Origin of the sequence: Caballeronia sp. Sq4a, assembly GCF_023170545.1 — a bacterium.
In the GTDB taxonomy this organism is placed as follows: Bacteria; Pseudomonadota; Gammaproteobacteria; order Burkholderiales; family Burkholderiaceae; genus Caballeronia.
Genome location: NZ_CP084251.1, coordinates 192,281 through 217,565 on the forward strand (window position 1 = coordinate 192,281; position 25,285 = coordinate 217,565).

The 25,285-nt window shown below is 64.9% G+C and carries 24 protein-coding genes; 13 read left to right on the forward strand and 11 right to left on the reverse strand.

Features of this window, described 5'->3' with window-relative positions:
* Positions 1–10 precede the first annotated feature (10 nt).
* The 4 genes from LDZ24_RS14795 to LDZ24_RS14810 all read left to right on the forward strand — a co-directional run bounded on the left by LDZ24_RS14795 (position 11) and on the right by LDZ24_RS14810 (position 5,877).
* Positions 11–1,606 (forward strand): GMC family oxidoreductase, encoded by a 1,596-nt coding sequence (locus LDZ24_RS14795; RefSeq protein WP_248322982.1) that lies wholly within the window; start codon positions 11–13, stop codon positions 1,604–1,606.
* Complete coding sequence (locus LDZ24_RS14800) at positions 1,603–3,549, forward strand: c-type cytochrome (RefSeq protein ID WP_248322984.1); 1,947 nt, start codon at positions 1,603–1,605, stop codon at positions 3,547–3,549. Before LDZ24_RS14795 ends, LDZ24_RS14800 begins: the two co-directional genes overlap by 4 nt.
* Before the next feature lie 157 nt (positions 3,550–3,706).
* Complete coding sequence (locus LDZ24_RS14805) at positions 3,707–4,444, forward strand: metallophosphoesterase (protein WP_248322985.1); 738 nt, start codon at positions 3,707–3,709, stop codon at positions 4,442–4,444.
* A 92-nt stretch (positions 4,445–4,536) separates the two neighbouring features.
* Complete coding sequence (locus LDZ24_RS14810) at positions 4,537–5,877, forward strand: DNA topoisomerase IB (RefSeq protein WP_371747459.1); 1,341 nt, start codon at positions 4,537–4,539, stop codon at positions 5,875–5,877.
* A gap of 7 nt (positions 5,878–5,884) precedes the next feature.
* On the opposite strand, the gene LDZ24_RS14815 is transcribed toward LDZ24_RS14810, so the two are convergent.
* From LDZ24_RS14815 to LDZ24_RS14825, 3 genes are all read right to left on the reverse strand, one after another.
* Positions 5,885–6,610 (reverse strand): RES family NAD+ phosphorylase, encoded by a 726-nt coding sequence (locus tag LDZ24_RS14815; protein WP_248322987.1) that lies wholly within the window; start codon positions 6,608–6,610, stop codon positions 5,885–5,887.
* On the reverse strand, positions 6,607–7,044 hold the full coding sequence (locus tag LDZ24_RS14820; protein WP_206469176.1) for an MbcA/ParS/Xre antitoxin family protein: 438 nt from the start codon (positions 7,042–7,044) through the stop codon (positions 6,607–6,609). The genes LDZ24_RS14815 and LDZ24_RS14820 overlap by 4 nt, the downstream gene beginning before the upstream one ends.
* Positions 7,045–7,136: 92 nt before the next feature.
* The gene (locus LDZ24_RS14825) at positions 7,137–7,406 is read right to left on the reverse strand and encodes a DUF2866 domain-containing protein (protein ID WP_248322988.1); all 270 of its coding nucleotides are present in this window, start codon (positions 7,404–7,406) and stop codon (positions 7,137–7,139) included.
* A 264-nt stretch (positions 7,407–7,670) separates the two neighbouring features.
* On the opposite strand from LDZ24_RS14825, the gene LDZ24_RS14830 reads away from it, so the two are divergent.
* Positions 7,671–7,901, forward strand: coding sequence for a hypothetical protein (locus LDZ24_RS14830; protein WP_248322989.1), 231 nt, complete (start codon positions 7,671–7,673; stop codon positions 7,899–7,901).
* 37 nt (positions 7,902–7,938) lie between these two features.
* Positions 7,939–8,253, forward strand: coding sequence for a hypothetical protein (locus tag LDZ24_RS14835; protein WP_248322990.1), 315 nt, complete (start codon positions 7,939–7,941; stop codon positions 8,251–8,253).
* Between the two features lie 90 nt (positions 8,254–8,343).
* On the opposite strand, the gene LDZ24_RS14840 is transcribed toward LDZ24_RS14835, so the two are convergent.
* Positions 8,344–8,502: a DUF3309 family protein gene (locus tag LDZ24_RS14840; protein WP_040050372.1), complete on the reverse strand. Its 159-nt coding sequence runs from the start codon at positions 8,500–8,502 to the stop codon at positions 8,344–8,346.
* 282 nt (positions 8,503–8,784) lie between these two features.
* Positions 8,785–10,368: an inorganic phosphate transporter gene (locus tag LDZ24_RS14845; RefSeq protein ID WP_248322991.1), complete on the reverse strand. Its 1,584-nt coding sequence runs from the start codon at positions 10,366–10,368 to the stop codon at positions 8,785–8,787.
* 226 nt (positions 10,369–10,594) lie between these two features.
* Here LDZ24_RS14845 and LDZ24_RS14850 point away from each other — a divergent pair, with 226 nt between their 5' ends.
* Positions 10,595–11,419, forward strand: a complete 825-nt coding sequence (locus LDZ24_RS14850; RefSeq protein ID WP_248323306.1) for a TOBE domain-containing protein — start codon at positions 10,595–10,597, stop codon at positions 11,417–11,419.
* Positions 11,420–11,435: 16 nt separating this feature from the next.
* On the opposite strand, the gene LDZ24_RS14855 is transcribed toward LDZ24_RS14850, so the two are convergent.
* On the reverse strand, positions 11,436–12,125 hold the full coding sequence (locus LDZ24_RS14855; protein ID WP_248322992.1) for a phosphatase PAP2 family protein: 690 nt from the start codon (positions 12,123–12,125) through the stop codon (positions 11,436–11,438).
* 287 nt (positions 12,126–12,412) lie between these two features.
* Between LDZ24_RS14855 and LDZ24_RS14860 the strand changes: the two genes are divergently transcribed.
* Positions 12,413–13,573, forward strand: a complete 1,161-nt coding sequence (locus LDZ24_RS14860) for a PHB depolymerase family esterase (RefSeq protein WP_248322994.1) — start codon at positions 12,413–12,415, stop codon at positions 13,571–13,573.
* A gap of 136 nt (positions 13,574–13,709) precedes the next feature.
* Positions 13,710–13,883, forward strand: coding sequence for a DUF3563 family protein (locus LDZ24_RS14865; protein ID WP_175940956.1), 174 nt, complete (start codon positions 13,710–13,712; stop codon positions 13,881–13,883).
* A gap of 91 nt (positions 13,884–13,974) precedes the next feature.
* Here the strand turns inward: LDZ24_RS14865 and LDZ24_RS14870 are convergent, their stop codons facing one another.
* The 3 genes from LDZ24_RS14870 to LDZ24_RS14880 form a co-directional block, all read right to left on the reverse strand.
* Complete coding sequence (locus LDZ24_RS14870; RefSeq protein WP_206469188.1) at positions 13,975–14,796, reverse strand: BPSS1780 family membrane protein; 822 nt, start codon at positions 14,794–14,796, stop codon at positions 13,975–13,977.
* A gap of 14 nt (positions 14,797–14,810) precedes the next feature.
* The gene (locus tag LDZ24_RS14875; RefSeq protein ID WP_248322995.1) at positions 14,811–15,782 is read right to left on the reverse strand and encodes a homoserine kinase; all 972 of its coding nucleotides are present in this window, start codon (positions 15,780–15,782) and stop codon (positions 14,811–14,813) included.
* Between the two features lie 91 nt (positions 15,783–15,873).
* On the reverse strand, positions 15,874–16,284 hold the full coding sequence (locus LDZ24_RS14880; RefSeq protein ID WP_248322996.1) for a hypothetical protein: 411 nt from the start codon (positions 16,282–16,284) through the stop codon (positions 15,874–15,876).
* A 177-nt stretch (positions 16,285–16,461) separates the two neighbouring features.
* Here LDZ24_RS14880 and LDZ24_RS14885 point away from each other — a divergent pair, with 177 nt between their 5' ends.
* On the forward strand, positions 16,462–17,988 hold the full coding sequence (locus LDZ24_RS14885; protein WP_248322997.1) for an AMP nucleosidase: 1,527 nt from the start codon (positions 16,462–16,464) through the stop codon (positions 17,986–17,988).
* A gap of 50 nt (positions 17,989–18,038) precedes the next feature.
* Here LDZ24_RS14885 and LDZ24_RS14890 read toward each other — a convergent pair whose 3' ends face one another.
* Both LDZ24_RS14890 and LDZ24_RS14895 read right to left on the reverse strand, forming a co-directional pair.
* Complete coding sequence (locus LDZ24_RS14890; RefSeq protein WP_248322998.1) at positions 18,039–18,884, reverse strand: hypothetical protein; 846 nt, start codon at positions 18,882–18,884, stop codon at positions 18,039–18,041.
* Positions 18,885–19,153: 269 nt separating this feature from the next.
* Positions 19,154–19,903: a TIGR00730 family Rossman fold protein gene (locus LDZ24_RS14895; protein ID WP_175940962.1), complete on the reverse strand. Its 750-nt coding sequence runs from the start codon at positions 19,901–19,903 to the stop codon at positions 19,154–19,156.
* 1 nt (position 19,904) lies between these two features.
* On the opposite strand from LDZ24_RS14895, the gene polA reads away from it, so the two are divergent.
* The 3 genes from polA (at position 19,905) to LDZ24_RS14910 (ending at position 25,279) form a co-directional block, all read left to right on the forward strand.
* Positions 19,905–22,643, forward strand: coding sequence for a DNA polymerase I (gene polA, locus LDZ24_RS14900; RefSeq protein ID WP_248323307.1), 2,739 nt, complete (start codon positions 19,905–19,907; stop codon positions 22,641–22,643).
* 142 nt (positions 22,644–22,785) lie between these two features.
* Complete coding sequence (locus tag LDZ24_RS14905; RefSeq protein ID WP_248322999.1) at positions 22,786–24,165, forward strand: NAD(P)/FAD-dependent oxidoreductase; 1,380 nt, start codon at positions 22,786–22,788, stop codon at positions 24,163–24,165.
* Positions 24,166–24,403: 238 nt separating this feature from the next.
* Positions 24,404–25,279, forward strand: coding sequence for a dienelactone hydrolase family protein (locus tag LDZ24_RS14910; protein WP_248323000.1), 876 nt, complete (start codon positions 24,404–24,406; stop codon positions 25,277–25,279).
* Positions 25,280–25,285 lie beyond the last annotated feature (6 nt).

A 25,285-nucleotide genomic window follows, 5' to 3' on the forward strand; every position in this document is an offset into this window, starting at 1 on the left:
GGCGAAGCGCATGGCGGGATCGACAGCGGCGGACGTGGTCATCGTCGGGTCGGGGGTGGCGGGCAGTCTCGTCGCGTACCGGCTGGCGAAGGCCGGCGCGTCGGTGATCCTGCTCGAAGCGGGGCCGCGTCTCGCGCGCTGGCAGATTGTCGAGAGCTTCCGCCGCGCGCCCGAGAAGCGCGATCTGTGCGCGCCGTATCCGCTCGTTCGCCACGCGCCGCGCTCCGATCCGGCGAATCCGGGCAGCTATCTCGTGAATCGCGGGGAGAAGGCGTACGAGCCGCAATTTCTGCGACTCGTCGGCGGCACGACGTGGCATTGGGCAGGCGCGGCGTGGCGTCTGTTGCCGGCGGACTTTCGGCTGCGCACGCTGCACGGCGTCGGCCGTGACTGGCCGTTTCCCTATGAAACGCTGGAACCGTGGTACGGACAGGCCGAACGCGAGCTGGGCGTCGCGGGGCCGGACGTCGATCTCGGCTCGCCGCGCTCGACGCCGTATCCGATGCCGCCGTTGCCGCTCTCGTATCTGGATCAGCGGTTCGCGCAGGTGCTCGCGGCGCAGTCGATGCGCGCGGTGCCGGAGCCGATGGCGCGCAACAGCCGCGCGTACGACGCCCGGCCGCCGTGCTGCGGCGCGAACAGTTGCATGCCCGTGTGCCCGATCGGCGCGCTCTATCACGGCGGCACGCACGCCGACAAGGCCGAACGCGCCGGCGCGACGCTGATTGCGCAGGCGGTCGCGTATCGCATCGAAGCGAACGACAAAGGCGAGATCATCGCCATTCACTACAAAGACCCGAACGGCGCGAGCACGCGCGTCACCGGCAGGCGCTTCGTGATCGCGGCGAACGGCATCGAAACGCCGAAGCTCTTGCTGATGTCGGCGTCGGCGCGTTTCCCGAAGGGCATCGCGAATGCGTCGGATCAGGTCGGACGCAATCTGATGGACCATCCGGGCGTGGCCGTGAGCTTTCTTGCGAACGAGGCGCTCTGGCCGGGGCGCGGGCCGGTGGAAATGAGTTCGGTCGTCGATTTCCGCGACGGCCCGTTTCGCGCGCGGCAGGCGGCGAAGAAGCTGCATCTGTCGAATGCGTCGCCGACGCTCGTCGTCACGTCGAAACTGATCGAAGCCGGGCTGACTGGCGGCGAGCTCGACCGGCAAATCCGCGAGCAATCCGCGCGACGGCTGACGCTCGGCAGCTTCCACGAACAACTGGCGTCGCCGGACAACCGCGTGACGCTGTCCGCGCAGAAAGACGCGCTCGGTTTGCCGCGCCCGGAAATTCGCTACACCATCGACGATTACGTGCGCCGCAGCGCCGCTGATACGCGGGCGGTCTTCGAGCGCATTGCCGGATGGTTCGGCGGCGAGCAGATCGAGCACGACGACGGTCTGGAACCGAGCAGCCACATCATGGGCACGGCGATCATGGGCCGCGACGCGAGCGATTCGGTCGTCGACGCCGACTGCCGCGCGCACGATCACCCGAATCTCTTCGTCGCGGGAAGCGCCGTGATGCCGGCGGGCGGCTCGGTCAACTGCACGCTGACGATCGCGGCGCTCGCGCTGCGGCTCGCGGGCACCATCGAAGCGTCGCTGCGATGACGCGGCGGCGTTCGCTCGTCGTGACCGCGATGCTTGCGCTTGCGGTTGCGCTCGCGGTCGCGTTCGGCCATCTGTCGGCGCAACCGCAGCACGGCGAGACCGCCGCGCCCGCGCGCGCCGAGAGCGTTGCGCGCGGCGAATATCTGGTGCGCGCGGGCGGCTGCATGGCGTGCCACACGGCGGACCCGGCGCGGCCGTTCGCGGGCGGCCGCGCCATGCAGACGCGCTTCGGCACCTTCTATACGCCGAACATCACGAGCGACCGCGCGACCGGCATCGGCGCATGGACCGACGCGCAGTTCGTCCGCGCGACGCGCGAGGGCATCGGCAGGAACGGCGAGCATCTTTATCCCGCGTTCCCGTACACGGCCTACACGCGGCTTTCCGACGCCGACGTGCTCGCCATGCGCGCCTATCTCGCGACGGTGCCGCCGGTGCGCTACACGCCGCCGCCGCACGCGCTGCGGTTTCCGTTCGGCTGGCGCTGGCTGATGGCCGCATGGAACGCGTTCAACTTCACGCCGGGCCGGTTCGTGCCGGACCCGGGCAAGCGCGCGCAGTGGAATCGCGGCGCGTATCTCGTCGAAGCCCTCGCGCATTGCGGACAGTGCCACACGCCGCGCAACGTGCTGGGCGGGTTGAAGGAGAGCGAGCGGCTCGGCGGCGCGTCGGTGGCGGGGTGGCGGGCGGGCAATCTGACGCCCGATCGGGCGGCGGGCATCGGCGCATGGCGCGACGACGACTTGCTGCGCTATCTGGCGAGCGGCGCCGCGCCGGGGCGCGCGTACGCGATCGGACCGATGGCGGAAGTCGTCGCGAACGGCACGCAGTTTCTGACTGACGAGGATCGTCGGGCGATGGTTGCCTATCTTCGCTCGATGCCGGTTGTCGCTGGGCAGAGCGGCACGCGTTCGCGATGGAGCTTCGGCGCGGCGGGGCAGGCTGATATCACGACGCTGGATGCGGTGGGCGCGTTCGAGGGCGATGGCGGGAACGGCGGGAGAGGGCGGGCTGCGGCGACGCAATTGAAAAGCGACAGCACGAGCATCGGGAAAACGGCGAGCACCGCGACGGATTCTGGCGGGGACAGCGCGAGCACCGCGAAGACGCCGACCGCCGCGGCCGAGAATGGCCGCGCCAGCGCGAGCACTGCGGGAACGCCGGGCACCGCGACGGAACTTGGCCGCGCCAGCGCGAGCATTGCAAAAGCGCCGGCCACCTCGACCGAGATCGCTCGCGACACCGCGAGCACTGCCCGGACGCCGACTACCGAGACCAGTTCCATCCGCGACAGCGCGAGCACCGCAGAAACGCCGGCCACCGCGGGCGAAGCTGGCCGCGACAGCGCGAGCACTGCGAAAACCCGAGCCACCGCGACGGAATTTGGACGCGCCAGCGCGAGCACCGGAGAAGCGCCAGCCACCTCGACTGAGATCTCCCGCGACAGCGCGAGCACCGCGAAACCGCCAGCCACCGAGACGAAAGTCGGCCACGACAGCGCAAGCACCGCGAAGACGCCGACCGCCTCAACGGACTCCGCTCACGCCAGCGCAGACGCCCAAAAAAGCCCGCAACACGCGACCCAAGCCGACCCCGGCGCAGCCAACGCCACCCATCCCCAAGGCGCGCGGCTCTATGCCGCCGCCTGCGCAAGTTGCCATGGCGTCTCGGGCGAGGGCGCGGGCGGTGCGTTTCCGTCGCTCGTCCACGACGCTGTGACTGCCGCGTTCGGCTCGATGGATACGAGCAACCTCGTCCTCGTGATCCTGCACGGCGTGAACCGCGAGACCCACGCTGCCCCCGCGCTGATGCCGGCGTTCGGCGCGTCCTTATCGGACGAGGACGTCGCCGCGCTCGCCAACTATGTGACGCACCAATTCGGCGACCCTCGCGCGACGACGCAGCCCGAAGATGTCGCGCGGCTGCGCTCGATCGCGCAATAATAGGGCTCGCTCAGTTCGCTTCCTGTCGAGACGATGAACCAGCAAGGAATCAGGCATCGGACCGGCTTGCGAAACGCCGCCCGCCGACGCTACGAAATCCGCAGCGAAAGCGACCCAACACGCACACGTTCCATTGTCCCGGCGCTAAGATCGACGCATGAATGATCCGACCTATTCCGCCGTCTGCAGGCATCCCGCCAACGATATCGGCCGCGATTTCGTCGTGGGCGACTTGCATGGCTGCGTCGATGCGCTGCGCTATCTTTTGAGCGAGATCGGCTTCGACGGCTCGCGCGACCGCCTCTTTTCGGTCGGCGATCTGGTCGACCGCGGCACGGATTCGCTCGCGGCCGTCGAGCTCATCGACAAGCCGTGGTTCTATCCGGTGCTCGGCAATCACGAAGATTCGCTGGTCGCGGTGGCGGCGGGCCAGATGCGCCGTCAATCGTGGTACGCCATCGGCGGCGCGTGGGCCGAGACGCTTCCCGACGACCAACTCGCCGCGCTCGCCACCAAGCTCTCGACGCTGCCGCTCGTGCGCGTCGTGGGCGAAGGCGCGCGGCGCTTCAACGTGCTGCACGCGGAATTCTTCGGCAGCGACGCCGATCTGGATGCCGCCGAGTTCTCCGACGACACGCGCAGCCAGATGCTCTGGGGCCGCAGCCTCGCGCTCGGCAACGCGGACCCGTCGCGCCAGCGCGGGCTGTCGCCGACCTATTGCGGCCACACGCCGATGCGCGCGGTGCGGCAAATCGGCTCGCAGATCTATATCGACACCGGCGCGTTCGCTGCGGAAGGACGGCTGACCATCGTGGAAGTCGGCAGCGACCAGATCTGGTCGGTCAAGGAACGCTGGGCGGCGTCGGAAGGAGCGCGCGAACTCGCGTTGCCTTGAGCGTCGCGCTCGGAAAGTAGCGCGCGGCACGGCCGTTGCTCGCAGTCTCGCCACGAACCAAAAGCAACGAGTCGAGGCACGCAGTGGCGAGAATCGGACGCAACGCTGGACAAAACGCCGCACGCAGCGGCGGCAATGGGGCCGCGGAAGAACCGCGCGGCGCGCAGAACGTTCTTGCGCAGTCGCTCGCGGAAGAGCTTCCGCCCGGCCTGCGTTACGTGGACGATTCGCGCCGCGGCTACACGCGCGAATGGATCGACGGCGCGTTCGTCTACTTCAACACGCAAGGCAAGCGCATCGAAGACGAAGCCGAAATCCGGCGCATCAACGCGCTCGCCATTCCGCCCGCTTACGTCGATGTCTGGATCTGCCCGGACTCGCGCGGCCATTTGCAGGCGACGGGCCGCGACGCGCGCGGCCGCAAGCAGTATCGCTATCACCCGCAATGGCGCGAAACGCGCGACGCCAACAAGTACGAACGCATGCTCGCGTTCGGCGCGGTGCTGCCGAAACTGCGCGCCCGGGTGTCGCGCGATCTCGCGCTCGACGGCATGCCGCGCGACAAGGTGCTCGCCACGGTCGTCCGCTTGCTCGACACGACGCTCATTCGCATCGGCAGCGAGGAATATGCGCGGGAAAACCGCTCGTACGGACTGACGACGCTGAGAAAGCGCCATCTGAAGGTGTCGTCGGGGACGCTGCGCTTCAAGTTTCGCGGCAAGAGCGGCATCGAGCACGACGTGGCCGTGAGCGATGCGCGCGTTGCCCGGATCGTCAAGCGCTGCATGGATTTGCCGGGACAGGACCTCTTTCAGTATCTCGATGCCGACGGCGAGCGGCACTCGGTCAGTTCGTCCGACATCAACGATTATCTGCGCGAGATCACCGGCGCCGATTTCACCGCGAAGGATTACCGCACGTGGGCGGGCAGCGTGTTCGCGCTGGCGGCGCTGCGCAAGCTGCAATGGGAGACGGTGACGGAAGCGCGCAAGCATGTGGTCGGCACGATCAAGGAAGTGTCGCAACTGCTGCGCAATACGCCGGCGGTGTGCCGCAAGTGTTACGTGCATCCGGCCGTGATCGAGGCGTTCGAGGCAGGCGAACTCGCCGAGGCGCTGCCGGCGTCGCGGCGGCACGGGCTCAAGACGGATGAGGCCGCGCTCGTCATCTTTCTGGAGAAGGACGCGAAGCGCCGCGCCCGCGAGGCGGCCCGCGCGAACCGCAAGGGCGCAGCGGCGAGCGACGCGCGGCTCACCGGCCTGCTCGCGGAATCGAGCAAGAAGGCGCGCGCAGGGGCGCTGAAGGGGAGCGCGAAGGGCGCGGCGGCGCAGGCGCTGCAGACGGTGGCGCGCAAGACGTCGCCGAAAGCCGCGCGGCCCGCGACGAAGAAGCTGTCGCGCACGCGCAGTTCGACGGCCGTCGCGATCAACTAGCCCGAAGCTAGCCGACCTGGTTCAGTTCGAACACGCAATCGATTGCGTGACCGTTCCAGTTGTATTCGAGATACGCGGCGTGATGACAGTCGCGCAAGAGCGTCGTGCGCAACGCGGCAAGACACTCGCCTTGCGGATCGCGCACTGACGGATAGACGATGCCCGGCGCGCCCGCTGCCCGCACCGCCCGGCCGAGCGCCATGCCGGGCGCGTAGTCGTCAGGCGCGAGGATCTGCGGATTCAGCCCCGCCTGCGCCAGGCGATCGCCCCTCACATCAACGACTTCGCCGCGCGCCGTCACGCGATACAGCCGCATCTGCTGACGCAGCGGCGCTTCCTTCGTCGCGGCGAGAAAGAGGCCGGCGTGATAGCGCGTCTCGGCAATCGCGGTCTGCCGGTCGCGGGCGCAATAGAACACGCCGTAGCTGCCGTCCGAAAAACGGCTGCCGTTCGGGTTCAGATGCGTGAAGGCCGCCATGATCGGGCCGCAGCCGGGCCCAAAACAACGTTCTTCCGGCGGTACGAGGTCGAGTTCGCCGACTTCGGTGCGCAGGCGGTCGTTGGTCATGGCTTCGAGCGCGTACAGGGCGTCGAAATCTTGCGGCGATGCCACCCGGTCGAAGAGATTCACGGCGGGAAAGCGAGTCGGAATCACGCGAAACGCCGGCGACCAGTCCAACTCGGCGTGCGGCCAGCGGTTCCGCCAGTTCGATACAGCCTGTTTGCCCGTCACGCCCAGCCGCCTCGCATTGCGTCGAGATATTGCCGGACGGCGACGAGATCGCTGACATTGCCCGCGAGCATGCGTTCGAGCGCCGGTCGTCCGCCGAATGCGGGCGCCGTGTTCGGGCGCTTGACCCAGGTGTCGGCGGCTTGAGGATCGGGCAGAAGGATTTGCAGCGCCTTGTAGATGCCGAGAATCAGCGAAAGGCGTTCGAGCGTGTCGCGCCCGACGCGCGCGGCTTGCGGCGCATTCTTCCACTTGAAGAAGGTCGACCGCCCGGGTTTGCCCAGCAGCACGATTTGCTCGTCGGCCGAGAGTGACCAGGCTTCCGCGATCTTGAAAAAGGCGCGCAGGCCGGCAGCGGACAGGTCGCCGAGATCCGGCGCGGGACGCGGCGCCGGATGGCCGGCCGCCGACGATGCGGCGCGTGCGGCATGGGGCATGTCGTTAAGTCTCCAAAGGAACCTTTAACGCATGTTAGTCCAAATATGGATTTATACAAGCTAAATCTAGCTTTCACGCGCCGTTCGTGCGGTCAGTCATCGTCATCGGCGGGACCGTAGCAACGGCCCGGCGTGTGAGATTGAAGCGCATCCGCGATATCGGACGGCGTGCAATCGGCCCGCAACACGCGCCGCTGCACGCGCGGATCGCTCTTGAGCGTCCATTCGACGGTACGATACGGCTCACCCCAAGGCGGCTCGATGGGCGCGGACAGGCGGCAGCGGTTCAACTTGAGCGCCGTGTGACGGCGCATGGCGCGGGCGAGGTTGGCGAAAGGGCGCGCGGCGGGGTTGGCGGACATGGCACATTCCTCACGTGGATGCCCGGCTGTGGGCGGCCGGGCGTGATCGCGGATCGAGTGTGTGCGCTGACAATTAAGCCCGGCTTAATCCGTATCCGCTGCGTGCGATATGCGGCAAAACGCCGCGCCTCGCGCGTTCTGCAATGCGCCGCGGCTCCGGTCAATAGTCCCTTCGGCATTTTTGCCACGGGGCGCATCGGCTGTTTGCCGGCCCGCCGCATTACTGTATATTCGTACAGCTTGTCTGCAACAAGGAGCTTGCCGATGATCTCTCGCAACGATTCGCTCGAAGCTGCCGCGCTCGAACGCTTCATGCGCGCAAGCCGCGCGGTGAATGCCGCCTTCGACGCCACGCGAGGCGAGCCGCAGTTCGAGCAGGGCACGCAATCCGTCGCGCGGTCGCTCGCACGCCTCGATGCCGCGCTACGCGAACTGGAAACCTCCGAACGCACGCTCGACGCAATCCTGTCGCGCAGCGCGCGTCAGGGTCACTGAGTGGCAACCCAATACTCAACCGATGGAGCGCAACGAATTGAAACTCGCATTCCTGACGATGGCTTTCGTGCTCGGAACGTCGCCGGTCATGGCGGCGCAGCGGTACACGGAGGTCTGGAATCCGCCGGAAGCGAAGTCGCAATCGGCTAAGAGCAAGGCCAAGACGCACGCGGCATCGCGGACGGTCGCGAAGAAGAAGGCCCGAAGCGTGGCGGCGGTCAAGCAGATCGCCGACAAAGCTTCCATCGAGGCACCGACGGTCGCGCCGCGCGCGAAGGCGGCGTCGCCCCGACAGACGGAGCCTGTCATTCCCCGCAAGATCGAGCCGAACGGCCAGGTCATGCAGGTTTGAACCACACTGCATTAAACGAAGAAGGGCGCTCGGTCGAGCGCCCTTCTTTTTTGCAGCGAGGCGGCGGACGCTTGCGGCGCCCGCCCGATGTCATATACGGCCCATCAACAACAAAACGATCACCACGATCAACACGACGCCGAGAATTCCGCTGGGTCCGTAGCCCCAGCTTCGGCTGTGCGGCCAGGACGGAATGGCGCCGATCAACAGCAGAATCAGGATGATGAGCAGGATGGTTCCGATCGTCATTTGACTTCTCCTTATAAAAGACCGCGCGACCATCCGGCTCGACGTGCACCTCCCAACCCGCTACACGTCTTAGCGCAGCGGCATTCAAGCCGCTGGCCGTCCGGCGTTGCGATCGACAAGGAGCAAAAAGCAAAGCCCGTGCCGACGTCGGCGCGGGCGCGGCAGCAAGGCGCCGCACGCGTGCGCGAGGCGGCGTGCGAGCGGTGCCGATTGTCAAAATGAAAGACGGGGTATCGGCGCGCGCAAAATTTGCAAAGCGAAACGCGCGCGCCCGACTGTGCGTCAGAACAGTCCGCGGAACGCCCAGAAGAGCGCGCCGGCCAGCGCGATCGAAACGGGCAGCGTGAGCAGCCACGCGAGCGCCAGACTGCGGACCGTTCGCCATTGCAGGCCGGAGCCGTTGGCGGCCATCGTGCCCGCGACGCCGGACGACAGCACATGCGTCGTGCTGACGGGCAGGCCGTAGACGTCGGCGGCGCCGATGGTCAGCATCGCGACCAGTTCCGCCGACGCGCCTTGCCCATACGTCAGGTGCGTCTTGCCGATGCGTTCGCCCACCGTCACGACGATGCGCTTCCAGCCGACCATCGTCCCGAGCCCGAGCGCCACGGCGACCGCCACTTTCACCCACGTCGGAATGAACTTCGTCGCGTGATCGAGCTGATGCTTGTAGTTGTCGAGCACGGCGACGTCGGCAGGCGCGAACGCGGGCGACTTCTGCTTCTCCATCACGCGCAGGGCTTCGGACGCGATGTACATCTCGTTTCGCACGTTGCGGACGTTGCCTTGCGGCACCGAGGCGATCGTCTCGCTGGGGCGGATCTGCGATTCGATCGAGCCGACCAGCGCCTGCAACGACGCGATGGTGCCGGGCGCGAGCGTCTTCGTCTGCACGAACTTCTCGACCTGCGCGCGCGCGTCCGGCGCCGCCGACGCGCCACCGCTGTATCGCTGGAGCGTTTCGGTCGCGCTGTGGCTCACCGCGAGGAACGTCTGCGTCTCGGCAGGCGTGACTGCCTTGTTGAGCGCGTAGGCCGTGGGCACCGTGCCGATCAGGATCAGCATGATGAGGCCCATGCCTTTCTGGCCGTCGTTGGAGCCGTGGGCGAACGACACGCCGGTACACGTCAGGATCAGCAGGCAGCGAATCCAGAACGGCGGCGGCGTGTTCTTCTTCGGCTCCTGATAGAGCTCCGGCACGCGCACGACGAGCTTCAGCACGTACAGCAGAAAGCCCGCGAGCACGAAACCGACGAGCGGCGAGAACAGCAGCGACTTGCCGACCGACACCGCCTGGCTCCAGTCGACGCCCGACGTGCCGTTGCTACCGTGCAGCATCTGATTCATGAGGCCGACGCCGATGACGGAGCCGATCAGCGTATGCGAACTCGACGACGGCAGCCCGAGCGCCCACGTGCCGAGATTCCAGATGATCGCCGCGATCAGCAGCGCGAAGACCATCGCAAAGCCTTGCGAACTGCCGACGCCGATGATCAGTTCCACCGGCAGCAACTGAAGGATGCCGAACGCCACTGCGCCGCTCGAAATCAGCACGCCGATGAAGTTCCACGCGCCGGACCACACGACCGCCAGATTGGGCGTCAACGAATGTGTGTAGATGACGGTCGCGACGGCGTTGGCCGTATCGTGGAAGCCGTTCACGAACTCGAAGCCGAGCGCGATGACGAGCGCGACGCCGAGCAGAAGGTAGGGAAACACCGACGATTCGCGCACCGGCGCGAGATCCTCGAACAGGTGCAGGATGCAATACACGACGCCTGCTCCGATGGCGAGCAGGAACAACAGAAACGCGAAGCGTTGCCCTGGCGTGCGGCCTTGCGCTTGCGGAAAGACAACCTGGTTCATGGCGCGTCCTTGAGGCGAGGAACTCCGGCAATGTCGAAGCAATAGGCCGGCGAAGGGAAAAGGTCATGTTTCATGGCGCGTGTGTCGTTTTCATGACTCTCGGAACAATTCCTATTTCCTCTGATGTGTCGCTTCGGGAACGTCTATGAGCACCCGCTTGGCCGCGAAGGGCGTCGATATAATTCGGCGGCACGTTTCGCGTATTCCGTCACTCGAGAGGCGACCGATGACCAAGGAAACACCGCCCGCCGTCCCCGAACCGCTCGAGTTCGGCGGCTCGGTCTGGGTGAAAAGCGGTGGCGAGACGCTCGGCGGCGCGGGGCGCATCGCGCTGCTGGCAGCCATTCGCGATACCGGATCGATCACCTCGGCCGCGAAACGCGTCGGCATGAGCTACAAAGCGGCGTGGGACGCCGTGGATACGATGAACAACCTCGCGGGCGAGCCGCTCGTGGCCAGCGCGACCGGCGGGCGGGGCGGCGGCGGAACGAGACTGACCGCGTCGGCGCTGCGGCTCATCGACACCTATCACGCGGTCGAGCGCGAGCATCGCAAGTTTCTTGAACACGTGGGCGAGGCCATCGAAGGTTTCGACCGCGACTGGCGACTTATCGGGAGATTGGGGATGAGAACGAGTGCGCGGAACCACCTGGCCGGGAAGATCACGAAAATCACGCGCGGCGCGGTAAACGACGAAGTGGAACTCGGCTTACCGGGCGGTCAGACCATCGTCGCGGTCGTGACGCATGAGAGCACGGAGGCGCTCGGCCTGCAGCAGGGCAGCGACGCGTTCGCGCTCATCAAGGCGTCGTGGGTGATGCTGATGGAGGACGGGCCCGCGAAGCTGTCGGCGCGCAACCAGTTGCGTGGGACCATTGCCAGCGTGACGCGCGGCGCGGTCAACGCCGAAGTGACGCTCGCGCTCGACGAGTCGACGACCGTCACCGCGATCATCACGAATCAGAGCGCGGAGGCGCTCGGGCTGGCCGAGGGCCAGAAGGCTGTCGCCGTCGTCAAGGCGTCGAGCGTCATCATCGGCGTGAACGACTGACGCGTTTTCCGTTGCTTTACGCGGCGGCGGACTCGCGTGGCGCGTGCGAGTCGGCGCGCCGGTCCGGCACGCGATAGATCTTCGCCTTCCAGCGCGCCCGAACGTACGGGCGCTCGTGGCCCGATAATCCGAGCGCAATCTCGGTGATCCAGTGCTGCGTCGGCACCGGCACGCCATGCAGCGCCACGACGACCGCGCCGAGGCTCGCCACCACGGGCGTGGGCGATAGCTTGCCGGCTTCCGCTTTCCACGCGATGCTCACGAACGCGATTGCCACCGCGCCGCCGAGCGCGCAGCCCGCGACGACTTCCGATACCGAATGCGCGTTGACCACCACGCGCGACCCGCCGATCAGCGCGCCCAGCAGCAGACCGACGCCGACGCCGCCCGCGCGCAACGGGCCGCGTGCCGGCAGCAGCGCGACAAAAAGCGCCACGGGAAGCACCGCGGTTGCCATGTAAGCGTGGCCGCTAATGCCCGTGAAGTCGATATTGCGCACGCCGATTCCCCAGCCGATGAACGCGATCTTGCTCAGCGCGACGCATGCGCTGCCCGCGCCGAGCAGCGCGAGCCATTCCAGCGTGTACTTCCAGCGATAACCTAGCGCGAGCCACGCCGCAGCGGCGAGCCCGACGGGCAGCATGACGCCGACGCTGCCGAGGGCGGTGATGCTCAACCAGAGCGAAACGGGGATTTCGACGTTCATCAGGAGCAATAGGAATAGCAGTTGCTGCGTTGCGGCAGGGACGAGAACAGAAAGCCGTTGCGAGCAGCAGTATACCGGTTGGGAAGAAGACGAAATTTTGGTGCACACTTCGTCCTAAACGCGGTCTATCTAGCGCTATCCTCTGGCTTTTGACGCTAAATCTCACAAACGTTCGGACGGGTCGCGGCGCGCGAGTCAGCGAGTCCATCCATTTAATGGTATTGTGCACTGCAACACGACGCGGCAAACGCGCGTCATCTGAAACACGCTTTAGGAGAACCAGCCGAATGTCGAAGAGCCTTACCAAACTCTGGTTGCGTGGCTTGAGACGCCTGGTCGCTGTCCAAGTCGAAAGTATTCGCCCGCCCAAGTCGCGCCCGACTGCGAAGCCTGCGCGTTCGAAAACCGTACGATCGAAACTCAAGTCGGGCGCCGCCTCGAAGGCCGCGGCTTTCGCCCCCGCTGCCCGTCGCCCCGAAACGCGCGAGTCTCGCGTGCGGCCGCGTGCGTCAGCATGGGCGCGCGGCAAGTGGGATCGCTCGTATCACTCGGCCCCGCCGACCGCCGGCCGGTTCGTCAACCACCTTTCCTACGCGTTGTACGTGCCGCCGAGAACCGGCCTCGGCCGCATGCCCGTCGTGGTGATGCTCCACGGCTGCAAGCAAAGCGCCGACGACTTCGCGCAAGGCACGCGAATGAATCTCCTCGCGGACAAATACGGCTTCGCGGTGCTGTACCCGGAGCAGTCGAAGCATGACCATCCGCATCGCTGCTGGCGCTGGTACGACGATTCCGACAGCGGCGGCGGCGGCGAGGCGGCGTCGATCGTATCGCTGATTCGCGCGACGGTCGCCGAGCACCATTTCGATCCCGAACGCGTCTATCTCGCGGGCATGTCGGCGGGCGCGGGACTCGCGGCGCTGCTCGCCGTCCGCTATCCGGATTTGTTCGCGGCGGTCGGGCTGCATTCAGGCGTCGTTTTCGGCGAGGCGAACTCGGCGATCGGCGCGATGGACGTCATGCGCCGCGCAAGCCGCACCGACCCGGTGACGCTGATCGACGCCGCGCTCGACGTGCGCGACTATCCGGGCATGCCGGCAGTCATCATCCACGGCGAGCTCGATTCGGTGGTGTCCGCCGACAACGCCGAGCAATTGACGCAGCAGTTCCTTCGGCTGAACGGCTTTATCGACGCAGCGGGCAAGCCACGCGCCGGCGAAGTGCGCGAGGAAACGCATGCCGACGGCGTCGTGCGCGACTTTTTCAAGAACGGGCGGCGCGTCGTGAAGACGTCGATCGTGCGCGGGCTCGGGCATGCGTGGGCGGGCGGCGACGACACCGTTGCCTTCCATTCTTCAAAAGGGCCGGATTCGTCTGCGGTGCTGTGGGAGTTCTTCAAGCATCAGCGCCGCTCCAGCGAGGCCGCGCGCGCGGCGTTCGTCGCTTAAACGCGGCGGCTTTGTTTCAGGTGTTGCAATTTCGTCTTTAGTATCAGCGTTCTAGCGGTAAATGCTGGCGCTGGCTCAGGGATTACCCTATAATCACGCTTATAGGTAGTTACCCCAGTATCCAGCGAGGCCAATCATGTTCCTGCTTTCCCGTATTTTCCTGTTCCTGACCAAGACCGCTGAAGAGCGTGACCGCGAGCGTGACGACGCGTACCTCGCTGAAGCCACCGACATCTACGATCTCGAATATCGCATGAAGAAGTTGGACCAGCGTGCCGCAGCACGTCATCCGTCGTGGATGGCGAACTGAGTCGTCCCTCGGCGCGAGCTTGAGTCGATGTGAAAAAGCCGGCAGTCAGCCGGCTTTTTTGTTGTCTGATCGCCGCATGCGCGCGGCGCCGTCAGCGTCCCGAGGCGCCGGACGTGTTCGGCAGGTCGGGCGCATCCGGCGTCTGCACGCCGAAGCAGCCGCGATACGTCGCGTAGAACGAGCAGTACAGCGCGGTGGTCACGAGAATCGACGCCGGCATCAGCACCGCGAACGCCATCTCCTGTCCGACGCCCAGCGCCTGCATCAGCGCGGTCAGGCCGAAGGAAATAGCGAGCGCCACCGCGATCCATAGGACGCCGTACAGGATGAACGCGCCGCGATTGCGCCAGCAGGAAACGAGGCTGAAGAACAGCGCCTTCGCGGTCGGAACCTCGTGCCATGCGATCAGAATCGGCGAAAACCAGAAAAGCATGGCGACCGGCAGATAACACGCCATGGCCACCAGCACGGCCAGCGGGCTGAAGCCGGCCGCGACGGTCTCCGGGTCGCCGGACGGCGCGTTGCCCATCATCAGGTTGAGGAGCGCGCCGCCATCCACCAGGGCGGAGATGCCGAAAATACCCGCCATCGCGACGACATACAGCGCGCCCAGCACCAGCAAGCGGCGCGCGACCACGCTTCCGTACGAGCGAAATCCGTCGACGAGGATGGTCGGCCAGACGGGCTTGCCCGCGATGGTGTTCCGGCACGCCGCCATGAAACCCACGGCGACGCCAGGAATGAACAAGAGCGGCAGCAACGGACCGACGAGCGGCACGCGCGAAATCAGCGTCATCACGAACAAATAGGCGAAGAACACCGTGAGGAACGCAAACGGGTTGCGGCGGAAGAGCCAGATGCCCTGGCGAAACCACACGTAGCCGGTTTTGGCGGGAACTTCGATGAGTCGCATGAGGAGTCGCTGAATTACCGTTGGGCAGAAGAGGACGCGGCTTGGACGCGCTCGCGCAGAATGCGCTCGAAATGGCCGGGATCGTGCGCCTTCAGCATCTGCGCTTCGCGCGGACGATGAAAGTCATAGAGCCGCGACACCCAGAAACGCATGGCGCCCGCGCGCAGCATGTCGTTCCAGTGGCGTTCCTCGGCCGGCGTGAAAGGACGCACGGTTTGATAGGCGCGCAACAGCGCATCGACGCGGGCGGAATCGAGCGCGCCGGTCGCCAGGTCGACGCACCAGTCGTTCACGGTCACGGCCACGTCGAAGAGCCACTTGTCGACGCCCGCGAAATAGAAATCGAAGAAGCCGCCGAGTCGCGCGTGCTCGCGGCCATGCGCGAACAGCACGTTGTCGCGAAAGAGGTCGCAATGGCACGGGCCGGCGGGCAGCGCGGCGTAATCGGCCGAGGCGAAAAAAGCGGTCTGATGCGCGAGCTCCGATTCGATCAGTTCGCGCTGGCTGTCGCTCAGGAAATCGATGATGGCCGGCACATTCTCCTGCCACCACGGCAGGCTGCGCAGATTCGGCTGATGTCGCGCGAAGTCGCGTCCCGCGAGATGCATGCGCGCGAGCATGTTGCCGACCTCGATGCAGTGCGCGGGCGTCGGCGCCAGTTCGGGCGCGCCTTCGAGCTTGGTGACGATGGCGGCCGGTTTGCCGCGCAGCATGCCGAAGAGCGAGCCGTCGGAGCGCGGCATCGGATCGGGAACCGGCACGCGATGCGAGGCGAGATGGCGCATCAGATCCAGATAAAACGGAAGCTGCGTGGCCGTGAGATTCTCGAAGATCGTCAGCACGTATTCGCCGTGCGTGGTCGTGAGGAAGAAGTTGCTGTTTTCGATGCCCGACTGGATGCCGCGAAATTCGACGACATCGCCGAGATCGTAGTGTTGCAGCCAGTCGCCGAGCTCGGCGTCAGAGACGGGGGTGAATACGGCCATGCAGGAAACGTCGGTCTGGTTGATTGGCCCGCGCGGGGCCGAATGACGAAGCCCGCTCACGGAGAGCGGGCTCGAAGCTATCTTACTTGACTCAATAACGCAGATTCACGGACGGCAGGCGCGTGCTCGCGCGGCCGTTGTCGCGCACTTGCGGCGACGTATCCGCAGGCGCGCTCATCTGATAATGCGTGCCGAAATTCGAATGGACGTTGATCTCGACAGGCTTGCCCTTGTCGCGGTACTCGGTGATCTCGGTTCCGTTCGGGCTCAGTTCGTGAAAGCTCGGCGTGCGCGGCGGCGAAATCTCGACCTTGGAGCTGACATTGGCGGGCGGCCGGTTGATGGCCTTGAGATCCGGAAGGCCCGCGGCTTCTTCCGCCGACATGGTGTGCTGAGCCGGTTGCGCCGCCGGCGGGTTCGCGTCGGATATCGGCTGCGCGAAGGCGCCAACGCTTGCGGCGGCGAGGACTGCCGCTGCGGCGACAGAAAGAAGCGGCTTCATGATAATTCTCCAGGGATGGCCGGATTCTAACAAACCCTATCGAAGCGTAACGGCCCGCGTTGCTTCGCGCGTGTCCGGCTTATCGGAAGGCGCGCGGTAGGGGCTTCATGGTCCGCACTTTCTTCCGTGTTAATGTCGATTCATCGACAGGGCATTGAAGCACACGCACACAAAATCATGACAAACGACCGCACTCAAACCACGCAAGGCACGCCGGCCAACGATTTCCCGACCGAATCCTTCGATGACCCGGTCGCCGCCGTCACGCGCCTTTCCGCCATCTACGAGGCGAACACCGCATTTCTGCGCGACGCCTTCGGGCGATACCGGCGCAACGAGCAGTTCACGCATCGGGTGCGCGCGTGCTATCCGTTCGTGCGAGTGCGAACGGAGCTGAACACGCACATCGACTCGCGCCGCTCGTACGGCTTCGTCGCAGGGCCGGGCATCTTCGAGACGACGCTCACGCGGCCTGATCTGTTCGGCGACTACTATCGTGAACAGTTGCGCCTGCTCACGAAGAATCATCACGTGGGCATCGAAGTGGGCGTGTCGGCGCAGCCCATTCCGATCCACTTCGCGTTTGCGGAAGGCATTCATCTCGAAGGCGATCTCGACCGCGACCGCCTGCTCGCGATGCGCAACGTGTTCGATACGCCGGACCTCGCGCTGCTCGACGACCGCATCGTCAACGGCACGTACGAGCCGGGACCGGGCGAGCCGCATCCGCTTGCGCTGTTCACGGCGGCGCGCGTCGATTTTTCGCTGCATCGGCTGCGCCATTACACGGCGACGTCGCCGACGCATTTTCAGAACTACGTGCTCTACACGAACTATCAGTTCTATATCGACGAGTTCGTGAAGCTCGGCCGCACGCTGATGTCGCGCGCCGACGACGAAGAGACGCGCGCGTATCGCAGCGAATATTCGTCGTTCGTCGAGCCGGGCGATGTCATCACGTACAACGCGAATCTCGGCGAGCAGCCCGACGAAGGCACGGCGCTGGCGCGTTTGCCGCAGATGCCCGCGTATCACCTGAAGCGCGCGGACGGCAGCGGCATCACGATGGTCAATATCGGCGTGGGGCCGTCGAACGCAAAGACGATCACGGATCACATCGCGGTGCTGCGTCCGCATGCGTGGGTCATGCTCGGCCATTGCGCGGGCCTGCGCAACACGCAGCGTCTCGGCGACTATGTGCTCGCGCATGGTTATGTGCGCGAAGACCATGTGCTCGATGCCGATCTGCCGCTCTGGGTGCCCGTGCCGGCGCTCGCCGAAGTGCAGGTCGCGCTCGAAAAAGCGGTGGCACAGGTGACGCAGCTCGAAGGTGTCGAGCTGAAGCGCGTCATGCGAACGGGGACGGTCGCGAGTGTCGATAACCGCAACTGGGAACTGCGCGATCATCGCGAGCCGGTGCAGCGCTTGTCGCAAAGCCGCGCAATTGCGCTCGACATGGAAAGCGCGACCATCGCCGCGAACGGATTCCGTTTTCGCGTGCCGTACGGGACCTTGCTATGTGTATCGGACAAGCCGCTGCACGGTGAACTGAAGCTGCCCGGGATGGCGGACCAGTTCTATCGCGCGCAGGTGGATCAGCACTTGCAGATCGGCGTGAAGGCGATGGAACTGTTGCGGATGAACGGCTTGTCGAGGCTGCACTCGCGCAAGTTGCGCAGTTTTGCGGAGGTGGCGTTTCAGTAACGAACGCATGCGCGCGGGCGGTGCAGGGTCGCCGCCCGCGATGCAGTTGTTTATTGTTGCGGGCGCGGCGCGCTCAACAAGCGCGTGTAGTTCATCCAGCCGGTGACGGGTGCGTCCGTGCCGTGGGAGGGCGTGCAGCCGGTTTGCTGATCCAGTTCTTCTGGCGTGCAATACGCGCCTTCATACGTCACCCGAACCCACGGCGTGTTGGCTCCCGACGACTCGGTGACGTTCCGGATCGTGGATGTATCGGCACTAATCTTCGAGTCCTTTGGAACGATCAGCAGCGCTGCGCACGTCGAGCCGGGACACGAACGCATGTTCATGTCGATGCCGCCAAGCCACATGTCGATGATGCCGCGGTCGCTCGAAGCGACCGGCGCGGGTGCCGATTCGGTCGGCTGACTCGGCGCCGGGGACGACGCCCGCGCCACGCTCAGCCGGCTGATTCTGTTGAGATCGTCGTTGCTGATGCGGCGCACGAAGCCGAGCACGTCCTGTTGTCCGTCACTGCCCGTCATCGTCAGGTTGTAAGCCGTGTGATCCGCGTTCCACTTCTTGCGGAGCGTGAGGATCTCTTCCTTGCGATTGACGACAGTGTTGACGTTCACCGTTTCCTCGCCAGGATCGACGTCACCCAGCGTGACCGCTAACGGTGTGTCGCCCTGGAGGATCTGCAAGCGGTTGTCGGCGTATTGAATTGTCGTGAGTCCGATTGCGGACGACGAACTCCAGACGCCAGATATGTCCTTCAAGAGAGCGAGTTTCGCGTCCTGCGCGGTCGCGGACGCAGTGACGGCCGGCGTATTCGTCTCCTTATCGCAACCAGCGATTAGCGAGACGGCCATTGCCGTCGCGACGGTCAGTTGAAGTGTTCGATACAGCGCTTGCTTCATGCTTGCTCCAGGCTTGCCACTGGGGGCAAATGACGGCGGCTCTTCGATCAGACGCCATCCCGAGGAGCCGAGACTATTAATGGAAGCCGTGGAATCGACGCGAAGTACCGCTCGTGCGGCCTGTATGCGCGTTCCCAATGCGGCGCGGGCGCGAGCATACCGTTCACAACGCGGTCGTTTATGGAAAAGTGTGAAGCCGCGGCAAGGCCTTGCCGGGAAGAAGAAAAGGAAGGACCAGGCGCGGCCCTTCCCTTGATGAAACGACAGCCTTACAAATAAAACATCCGATCCTCGTCCGACTTACCCTCAGCCGGTTCTTCGACCTTCTCTTCGCGGTCTTCATAGAACCGCAGCACGGCATCCAGCACCTGATCCGGCTCGTCGATGACCTGCATCAGATCGAGGTCCTTCTCGCTGATCACGCCATTGGTCAACAGCGTCTTCTTGAACCAGTCGAGCAGCCCCGCCCAGAACTCCGCGCCGACCAGCACGATCGGCACGTGACGCGACTTCTTCGTCTGAATGAGCGTGAGCACTTCCGCGAGTTCGTCGAGCGTGCCGAAGCCGCCCGGCATCACCACGACCGCATCCGAATTCTTCACGAACGTGACCTTGCGCGTGAAGAAGTGACGGAAGCGCAGCGAGATGTCCTGCCACTGATTGCCCGACTGTTCATGCGGCAATTCGATGTTCAATCCCACCGACGGCGACTTGCCCGCGTGCGCGCCCTTGTTGGCCGCTTCCATGATGCCCGGACCGCCGCCCGAAATGACGGCGAAGCCTGCATCGGAGAACTTTTGCGCGATTTCGATGGTGCGCTGATAGTACGGCGACTCCGGTTTCAGACGGGCCGAACCATAGATGCTGATGGCAGGGCGGATCTCCGAGAGGTACTCGGTCGCCTCGATAAACTCTGCCATAATCGTGAACATCTGCCACGACGCGCGGGCCTTCTTGGCTGTCGCGCGCTCTTGATCTGCGAGTGATCGCAGACTCGGAATCACTTTTCTCTTGTTCATAATGCCTGAAGAACTCAGTCTTGAAGGTAAGACCCTGCTATTGGTCGACGGTTCTAGCTACTTGTACCGGGCTTACCATGCGATGCCTGACCTGCGTGGTCCCGACGGCGGTCCCACCGGCGCACTGTATGGGATGGTGAACATGCTGCGGCGCCTTCGCCGCGAAATCAATGCAGAGTATAGCGCGTGCATCTTCGACGCCAAGGGTAAGACTTTCCGCGACGACTGGTACGCCGACTACAAAGCCAACCGTCCTTCGATGCCCGAAGACCTGAGCAAGCAGATCGAGCCCATCCATGTCGCGGTGCGCGCGCTCGGCTGGCCGCTCGTGATGATCGAAGGCGTCGAGGCCGATGACGTCATCGGCACGCTCGCCGTGCAGGCCGAAAAGCGCGGCATGAAGGTAATCGTGTCGACGGGCGACAAGGATCTGGCTCAGCTCGTGACGGATCATGTCACCCTCATCAATACGATGACCAACGAAACGCTCGATCGCGCAGGCGTCGTGAACAAGTTCGGCGTGCCTCCGGAGCGCATCGTCGACTATCTGTCGCTCATCGGCGATACGGTCGACAACGTGCCGGGCGTCGAAAAGTGCGGACCCAAAACCGCGATCAAATGGCTTACCGCATACGAAACGCTCGATGGCATCGTCGCACACGCGAGCGAGATCAAAGGTGCGGTAGGAGACAATCTGCGCAAGGCTCTGGACTTCTTGCCGATGGCGAGAAAGCTCGTCACCGTGCACACGGCATGCGACCTCACTTCGCAGATCGACTCTATCGAAGAGACGCTGCAAACGCGCCCTGAATCGCGCGACGAGTTGCGCGACGTGTTCCTGCGTCATGGCTTCAAGACGTGGCTGCGCGAAATCGAAATCGCGGATGCCGTCGAAGGGCCGACCGATACGCCGCCCGCCGAAGTCACCGAGATCGTCCATCACTACGAGACCGTGCAGACGTGGGAGCAGTTCGATGCATGGCTCGCGCGCATCGAAGCCGCCGAGATCACCTCGTTCGATACGGAAACCACCTCGCTCGATCCGATGGTCGCGCAGATCGTCGGGCTGTCCGTGGCCGTCGAGCCGGGACATGCCGCGTACATTCCGGTCGCGCATCGCGGGCCGGACGCGCCCGTGCAGTTGCCGCGCGACGAAGTGCTCGCGAAGCTCAAGCCCTGGCTCGAAGACGCATCGAAGAAGAAGGTCGGCCAGCATCTGAAGTACGACGAGCAAGTGCTGGCCAATCACGGCATCGAACTGAACGGCGTCGAGCACGACACGCTGCTGCAATCGTACGTGCTGGAGTCGCATCGTCCGCACGACATGGATAACCTCGCGCTGCGGCATCTGGGCGTGAAGACCATCAAGTACGAAGACGTGGCGGGCAAGGGCGCGGCGCAGATCGGCTTCGACGAAGTGGCGCTGGAGAAGGCCGCCGAATACGCAGCCGAAGACGCCGACGTGACCTTGCGCCTACATCAGACGCTTTATCCGCAGGTCGCGGAAGAAGAAGGACTGCTGCGCGTGTATCGCGATATCGAAATGCCGACCGCGCGCGTGTTGCGCAAGATGGAGCGCAACGGCGTGCTGATCGACCGCGAGAAACTCGACGCGCAAAGCAACGAGATCGCCAAGCGCCTGATCGAATTACAGACGGAAGCCTACGAGCATGCGGGCGGCGAATTCAATCTCGGATCGCCGAAGCAGATCGGCCAGATTTTCTTCGAGAAGCTGCAATTGCCCGTCGTGAAAAAGACGCCGAGCGGCGCGCCTTCCACCGACGAAGAAGTGCTGCAAAAGCTCGCCGAAGACTATCCGCTGCCGAAGGTGCTGCTCGAACATCGCGCGCTGTCGAAGCTCAAGTCGACGTACACGGACAAGCTGCCGCGCATGGTCAATCCGGCTACGGGCCGCGTGCATACCAACTACGCGCAGGCCGTCGCGGTGACGGGCCGCTTGTCGTCGAACGAACCGAATCTGCAAAACATCCCGGTGCGAACGGGCGAAGGCCGGCGCATTCGCGAGGCGTTCATCGCGCCGCCGGGCAGCAAGATCGTGTCGGCGGATTATTCGCAGATCGAACTGCGCATCATGGCGCACATTTCGGGCGATGCATCGCTCATGCGCGCGTTCACGGCAGGCGAGGACGTGCACCGCGCGACGGCATCCGAAGTGTTCAGCGTGACGCCGCTCGAAGTGGACAACGACCAGCGGCGCATCGCGAAGGTCATCAACTTCGGCCTGATTTACGGCATGAGCTCGTTCGGTCTCGCGTCGAATCTCGGCATCACGCGCGACGCGGCGAAGCTCTATATCGACCGCTATTTCGCGCGCTATCCGGGCGTGGCCGCGTACATGGAAAACACGCGCGTCACGGCGAAAATGAACGGCTTCGTCGAGACCGTCTTCGGGCGGCGCCTGTGGCTGCCCGAGATCAATGGCGGCAGCGGCCCGCGCCGTCAGGCCGCCGAGCGCGCCGCGATCAACGCGCCGATGCAGGGCACCGCCGCCGATCTCATCAAGATGTCGATGATCGCGGTGCAGGACTGGATCGAACAAGCGGGCATGCGCACGAAGATGATCATGCAGGTCCACGACGAACTCGTGCTCGAAGTGCCCGAAGAAGAACTGCCGGATGTGCGCAAGCGCCTGCCCGAACTGATGTGCGGCGTCGCCGAACTCAAGGTGCCACTCGTCGCGGAAGTGGGCGTCGGCAACAACTGGGAAGAAGCACACTGAGGGCGCACTGAGCGGTTAGCATCGAGCATATGCCCTCCATGCGACGGCGGCGCTTGTGAATGCCGCGTCGCATCACGCACAATGAGGCAACGAGGCGAGCGGACAGCGCCGTGCAATCCATCAGGCAAAGGGAGAGCTCTTCATGCATCGCTTCATTATCGTCGGCGGCGGGGCGGGCGGTCTCGAACTCGCGACGCGTCTCGGTGACCGCTTCGGTTCGGGCGCAGGCAAGGCCGACGCGAAAACGGACGCCAAAGCGCCGCGCGCGCAGATCACGCTCGTGGACCGCAATCCGACGCACATCTGGAAGCCGCTCTTGCACGAAGTCGCGGCGGGCAGCATGGACCCGTTCACGCAGGAACTCGAATACGCGGCGCAGGCGCTGTGGCACGGCTTCGAGTTCCAGCAGGGCGAGATGATCGGCCTGAACCGCGCGGCAAGGCGCATCACGATAGGCGCGCTGCGCGACGACGAAGCCGGCGAACTGTTGCCCCAGCGCGAACTGGAATACGACACGCTCGTGATCGCGATCGGCAGCACGACGCATTTCTTCGGCGTCGAGGGCGCGCAGCAGTATTCGATTGCGCTCGATACGGTCGGTCAGGCGGAGCTTTTTCGCAAACGGCTGATCGCCGCGTGCATGCGCGCCGAGCACGTCGTGCCCGAACTGGCCGTCGAAGGGCCGGCGCAGGAGCCGGTCGTCGTCGAAGCCGCGCCCCGCATTCAGATCGCGATTGTCGGCGCGGGCGCGACGGGCGTCGAATTGTCGGCGGAACTGCGCAACACCGCGCAAGTGCTGTCGGCGTACGGCCTGCACAAGCTCGATCCGAAGAACGACATCGGCATCGTGCTGATCGAAGCGGGGCCGCGCATTCTGCCGGCGTTGCAGGAGCGCGTGTCGACCGCGACGGCGGAACTGCTCACGAAGCTCGGCGTGAAGCTGATGACGGGCGAGACCGTCGCGCAGGTCTCGCGCGACTCGATCCGCACGGCGAGCGGCAAGATCATTCGCGCGGACCTGACGGTGTGGGCGGCGGGCATCAAGGCGCCCGCGGTCCTGTCGCAACTCGACGGCCTGCCGACCAATCGCCTCGGCCAGTTGATCGTGCGCCGCACACTGCAAACCGAGATCGACGACAACGTATTCGCGCTCGGCGATTGCGCGGCCTGTCCGTGGCCCGGCAACGAGCGCAACGTGCCGCCGCGCGCGCAGGCGGCGCATCAGCAGGCGAGCTTTCTGTTCAAGGCGTTCGCGCGGCGCATGGACGGCAAGCCGCTGCCCGAATACACCTATCGCGATTTCGGATCGCTCGTTTCGCTCGGACATTACAGCGCGGTCGGCAATCTGATGGGCGGGCTGATCGGCGGAAACATGCTGATCGAAGGGCTTTTCGCACGCTTCATGTACATGTCGCTGTACCGGCTGCACGTCGCCGCGCTGCATGGCTACGCGCGCATGGTGCTCGATACCTTTGCGCACTGGCTGCGCCGGTCCACCGCGCCCCGCGTGAAGCTGCACTGACGGCTTAAGCGCTTGCGGAACAAAGCTGTTTAGAATGAGCGGCACGCGCGGTGTCGTGCGCGCCCGGGCGATGCGGCTTGCCGCCCGAAACAGTCGTGTAGCGCCGCGCTGCGTCGTTCCGATGTTCCGACGTTCTTAGCGCGGTTTCCAGTTCAGTGCCATCGGTGCGGCTGTGGCTCGACGACGCGAGCGAGCCGCATCGGCGGCGCGTTGGCGGCGCTTGCCGCAGGAGCTTCGTATGCTGAGTCCCGAAGTCGACAGCCTCATCCCGCACGTTCCGTTCGATCGACGCACTTTCATCAAAGCCGCTTTCGGCACCGGCTTCGCGGCTGCCGTGCTGCCGGTTTCCGCGCAGACCATTCATACCGATGCCGACGGCCTCGAAGCCGGCGCGATCGGCGTGCGCGGCGCGGACGGCACGCTGATTCCGGCGTATCGCGCGCAGCCGCTCGGCAAGACGCATCTGCCGGTCATCATCGTGATTCACGAGATTTTCGGGGTGCACGAGCATATCGCCGATGTCTGCCGCCGCTTCGCCAAGCTCGGCTATCTGGCCATCGCGCCGGATCTTTATACGCGGCAAGGCGATGCGTCGGTGTATCCGTCGATTCAGCAACTCAACGATCAGATCGTCTCAAAGGTGCCGGATGCGCAGGTGCTCTCCGATATCGACGAGACGGTCAAATGGGCGGGCGAGCACGGCGGCGATCTGAAGCGGCTCGGCATCACTGGGTTCTGCTGGGGCGGGCGCATCACGTGGCTGTACGCGGAGCACAATCCGCGCGTGAAGGCGGCGGTCGCGTGGTACGGGCGCCTCGCCGGCAACAAGACGGCGAATTCGCCGAGCAATCCGATCGACAACGCTGGTGAACTCAAGGTGCCCGTACTCGGCCTCTATGGACGACAGGACCCGAGCATTCCGCAGGACACCATCGAGCAGATGAAACAGGCCATCGCGAACGGCCCGCCGAGCGCGCGCGGCTCGCAGTTCGTGGTCTACGACGACGCGCCGCACGCGTTTTTCGCGGATTATCGTCCGAGCTACCGCAAAGCCGACGCGGAAGACGGCTGGAAGCGCGCGCTCGCGTGGTTCCGCGAGCACGGCGTCAAGTAAGAAGGC

What these genes read in the sequence shown, in the direction of transcription:
- LDZ24_RS14860 (WP_248322994.1), top strand. Translation starts at nt 12,413, where the DNA reads ATGTCGAAGAGCCTTACCAAACTCTGGTTGCGTGGCTTGAGACGCCTG.
- LDZ24_RS14875 (WP_248322995.1), bottom strand. Translation starts at nt 15,782, where the DNA reads ATGGCCGTATTCACCCCCGTCTCTGACGCCGAGCTCGGCGACTGGCTG.
- LDZ24_RS14905 (WP_248322999.1), top strand. Translation starts at nt 22,786, where the DNA reads ATGCATCGCTTCATTATCGTCGGCGGCGGGGCGGGCGGTCTCGAACTC.
- LDZ24_RS14855 (WP_248322992.1), bottom strand. Translation starts at nt 12,125, where the DNA reads ATGAACGTCGAAATCCCCGTTTCGCTCTGGTTGAGCATCACCGCCCTC.
- LDZ24_RS14910 (WP_248323000.1), top strand. Translation starts at nt 24,404, where the DNA reads ATGCTGAGTCCCGAAGTCGACAGCCTCATCCCGCACGTTCCGTTCGAT.
- LDZ24_RS14870 (WP_206469188.1), bottom strand. Translation starts at nt 14,796, where the DNA reads ATGCGACTCATCGAAGTTCCCGCCAAAACCGGCTACGTGTGGTTTCGC.
- LDZ24_RS14880 (WP_248322996.1), bottom strand. Translation starts at nt 16,284, where the DNA reads ATGAAGCCGCTTCTTTCTGTCGCCGCAGCGGCAGTCCTCGCCGCCGCA.
- LDZ24_RS14825 (WP_248322988.1), bottom strand. Translation starts at nt 7,406, where the DNA reads ATGTCCGCCAACCCCGCCGCGCGCCCTTTCGCCAACCTCGCCCGCGCC.
- LDZ24_RS14795 (WP_248322982.1), top strand. Translation starts at nt 11, where the DNA reads ATGGCGGGATCGACAGCGGCGGACGTGGTCATCGTCGGGTCGGGGGTG.
- LDZ24_RS14890 (WP_248322998.1), bottom strand. Translation starts at nt 18,884, where the DNA reads ATGAAGCAAGCGCTGTATCGAACACTTCAACTGACCGTCGCGACGGCA.
- LDZ24_RS14820 (WP_206469176.1), bottom strand. Translation starts at nt 7,044, where the DNA reads ATGCCCCATGCCGCACGCGCCGCATCGTCGGCGGCCGGCCATCCGGCG.
- polA (WP_248323307.1), top strand. Translation starts at nt 19,905, where the DNA reads ATGCCTGAAGAACTCAGTCTTGAAGGTAAGACCCTGCTATTGGTCGAC.
- LDZ24_RS14865 (WP_175940956.1), top strand. Translation starts at nt 13,710, where the DNA reads ATGTTCCTGCTTTCCCGTATTTTCCTGTTCCTGACCAAGACCGCTGAA.
- LDZ24_RS14840 (WP_040050372.1), bottom strand. Translation starts at nt 8,502, where the DNA reads ATGACGATCGGAACCATCCTGCTCATCATCCTGATTCTGCTGTTGATC.
- LDZ24_RS14830 (WP_248322989.1), top strand. Translation starts at nt 7,671, where the DNA reads ATGATCTCTCGCAACGATTCGCTCGAAGCTGCCGCGCTCGAACGCTTC.
- LDZ24_RS14885 (WP_248322997.1), top strand. Translation starts at nt 16,462, where the DNA reads ATGACAAACGACCGCACTCAAACCACGCAAGGCACGCCGGCCAACGAT.
- LDZ24_RS14805 (WP_248322985.1), top strand. Translation starts at nt 3,707, where the DNA reads ATGAATGATCCGACCTATTCCGCCGTCTGCAGGCATCCCGCCAACGAT.
- LDZ24_RS14845 (WP_248322991.1), bottom strand. Translation starts at nt 10,368, where the DNA reads ATGAACCAGGTTGTCTTTCCGCAAGCGCAAGGCCGCACGCCAGGGCAA.
- LDZ24_RS14895 (WP_175940962.1), bottom strand. Translation starts at nt 19,903, where the DNA reads ATGAACAAGAGAAAAGTGATTCCGAGTCTGCGATCACTCGCAGATCAA.
- LDZ24_RS14850 (WP_248323306.1), top strand. Translation starts at nt 10,595, where the DNA reads ATGACCAAGGAAACACCGCCCGCCGTCCCCGAACCGCTCGAGTTCGGC.
- LDZ24_RS14800 (WP_248322984.1), top strand. Translation starts at nt 1,603, where the DNA reads ATGACGCGGCGGCGTTCGCTCGTCGTGACCGCGATGCTTGCGCTTGCG.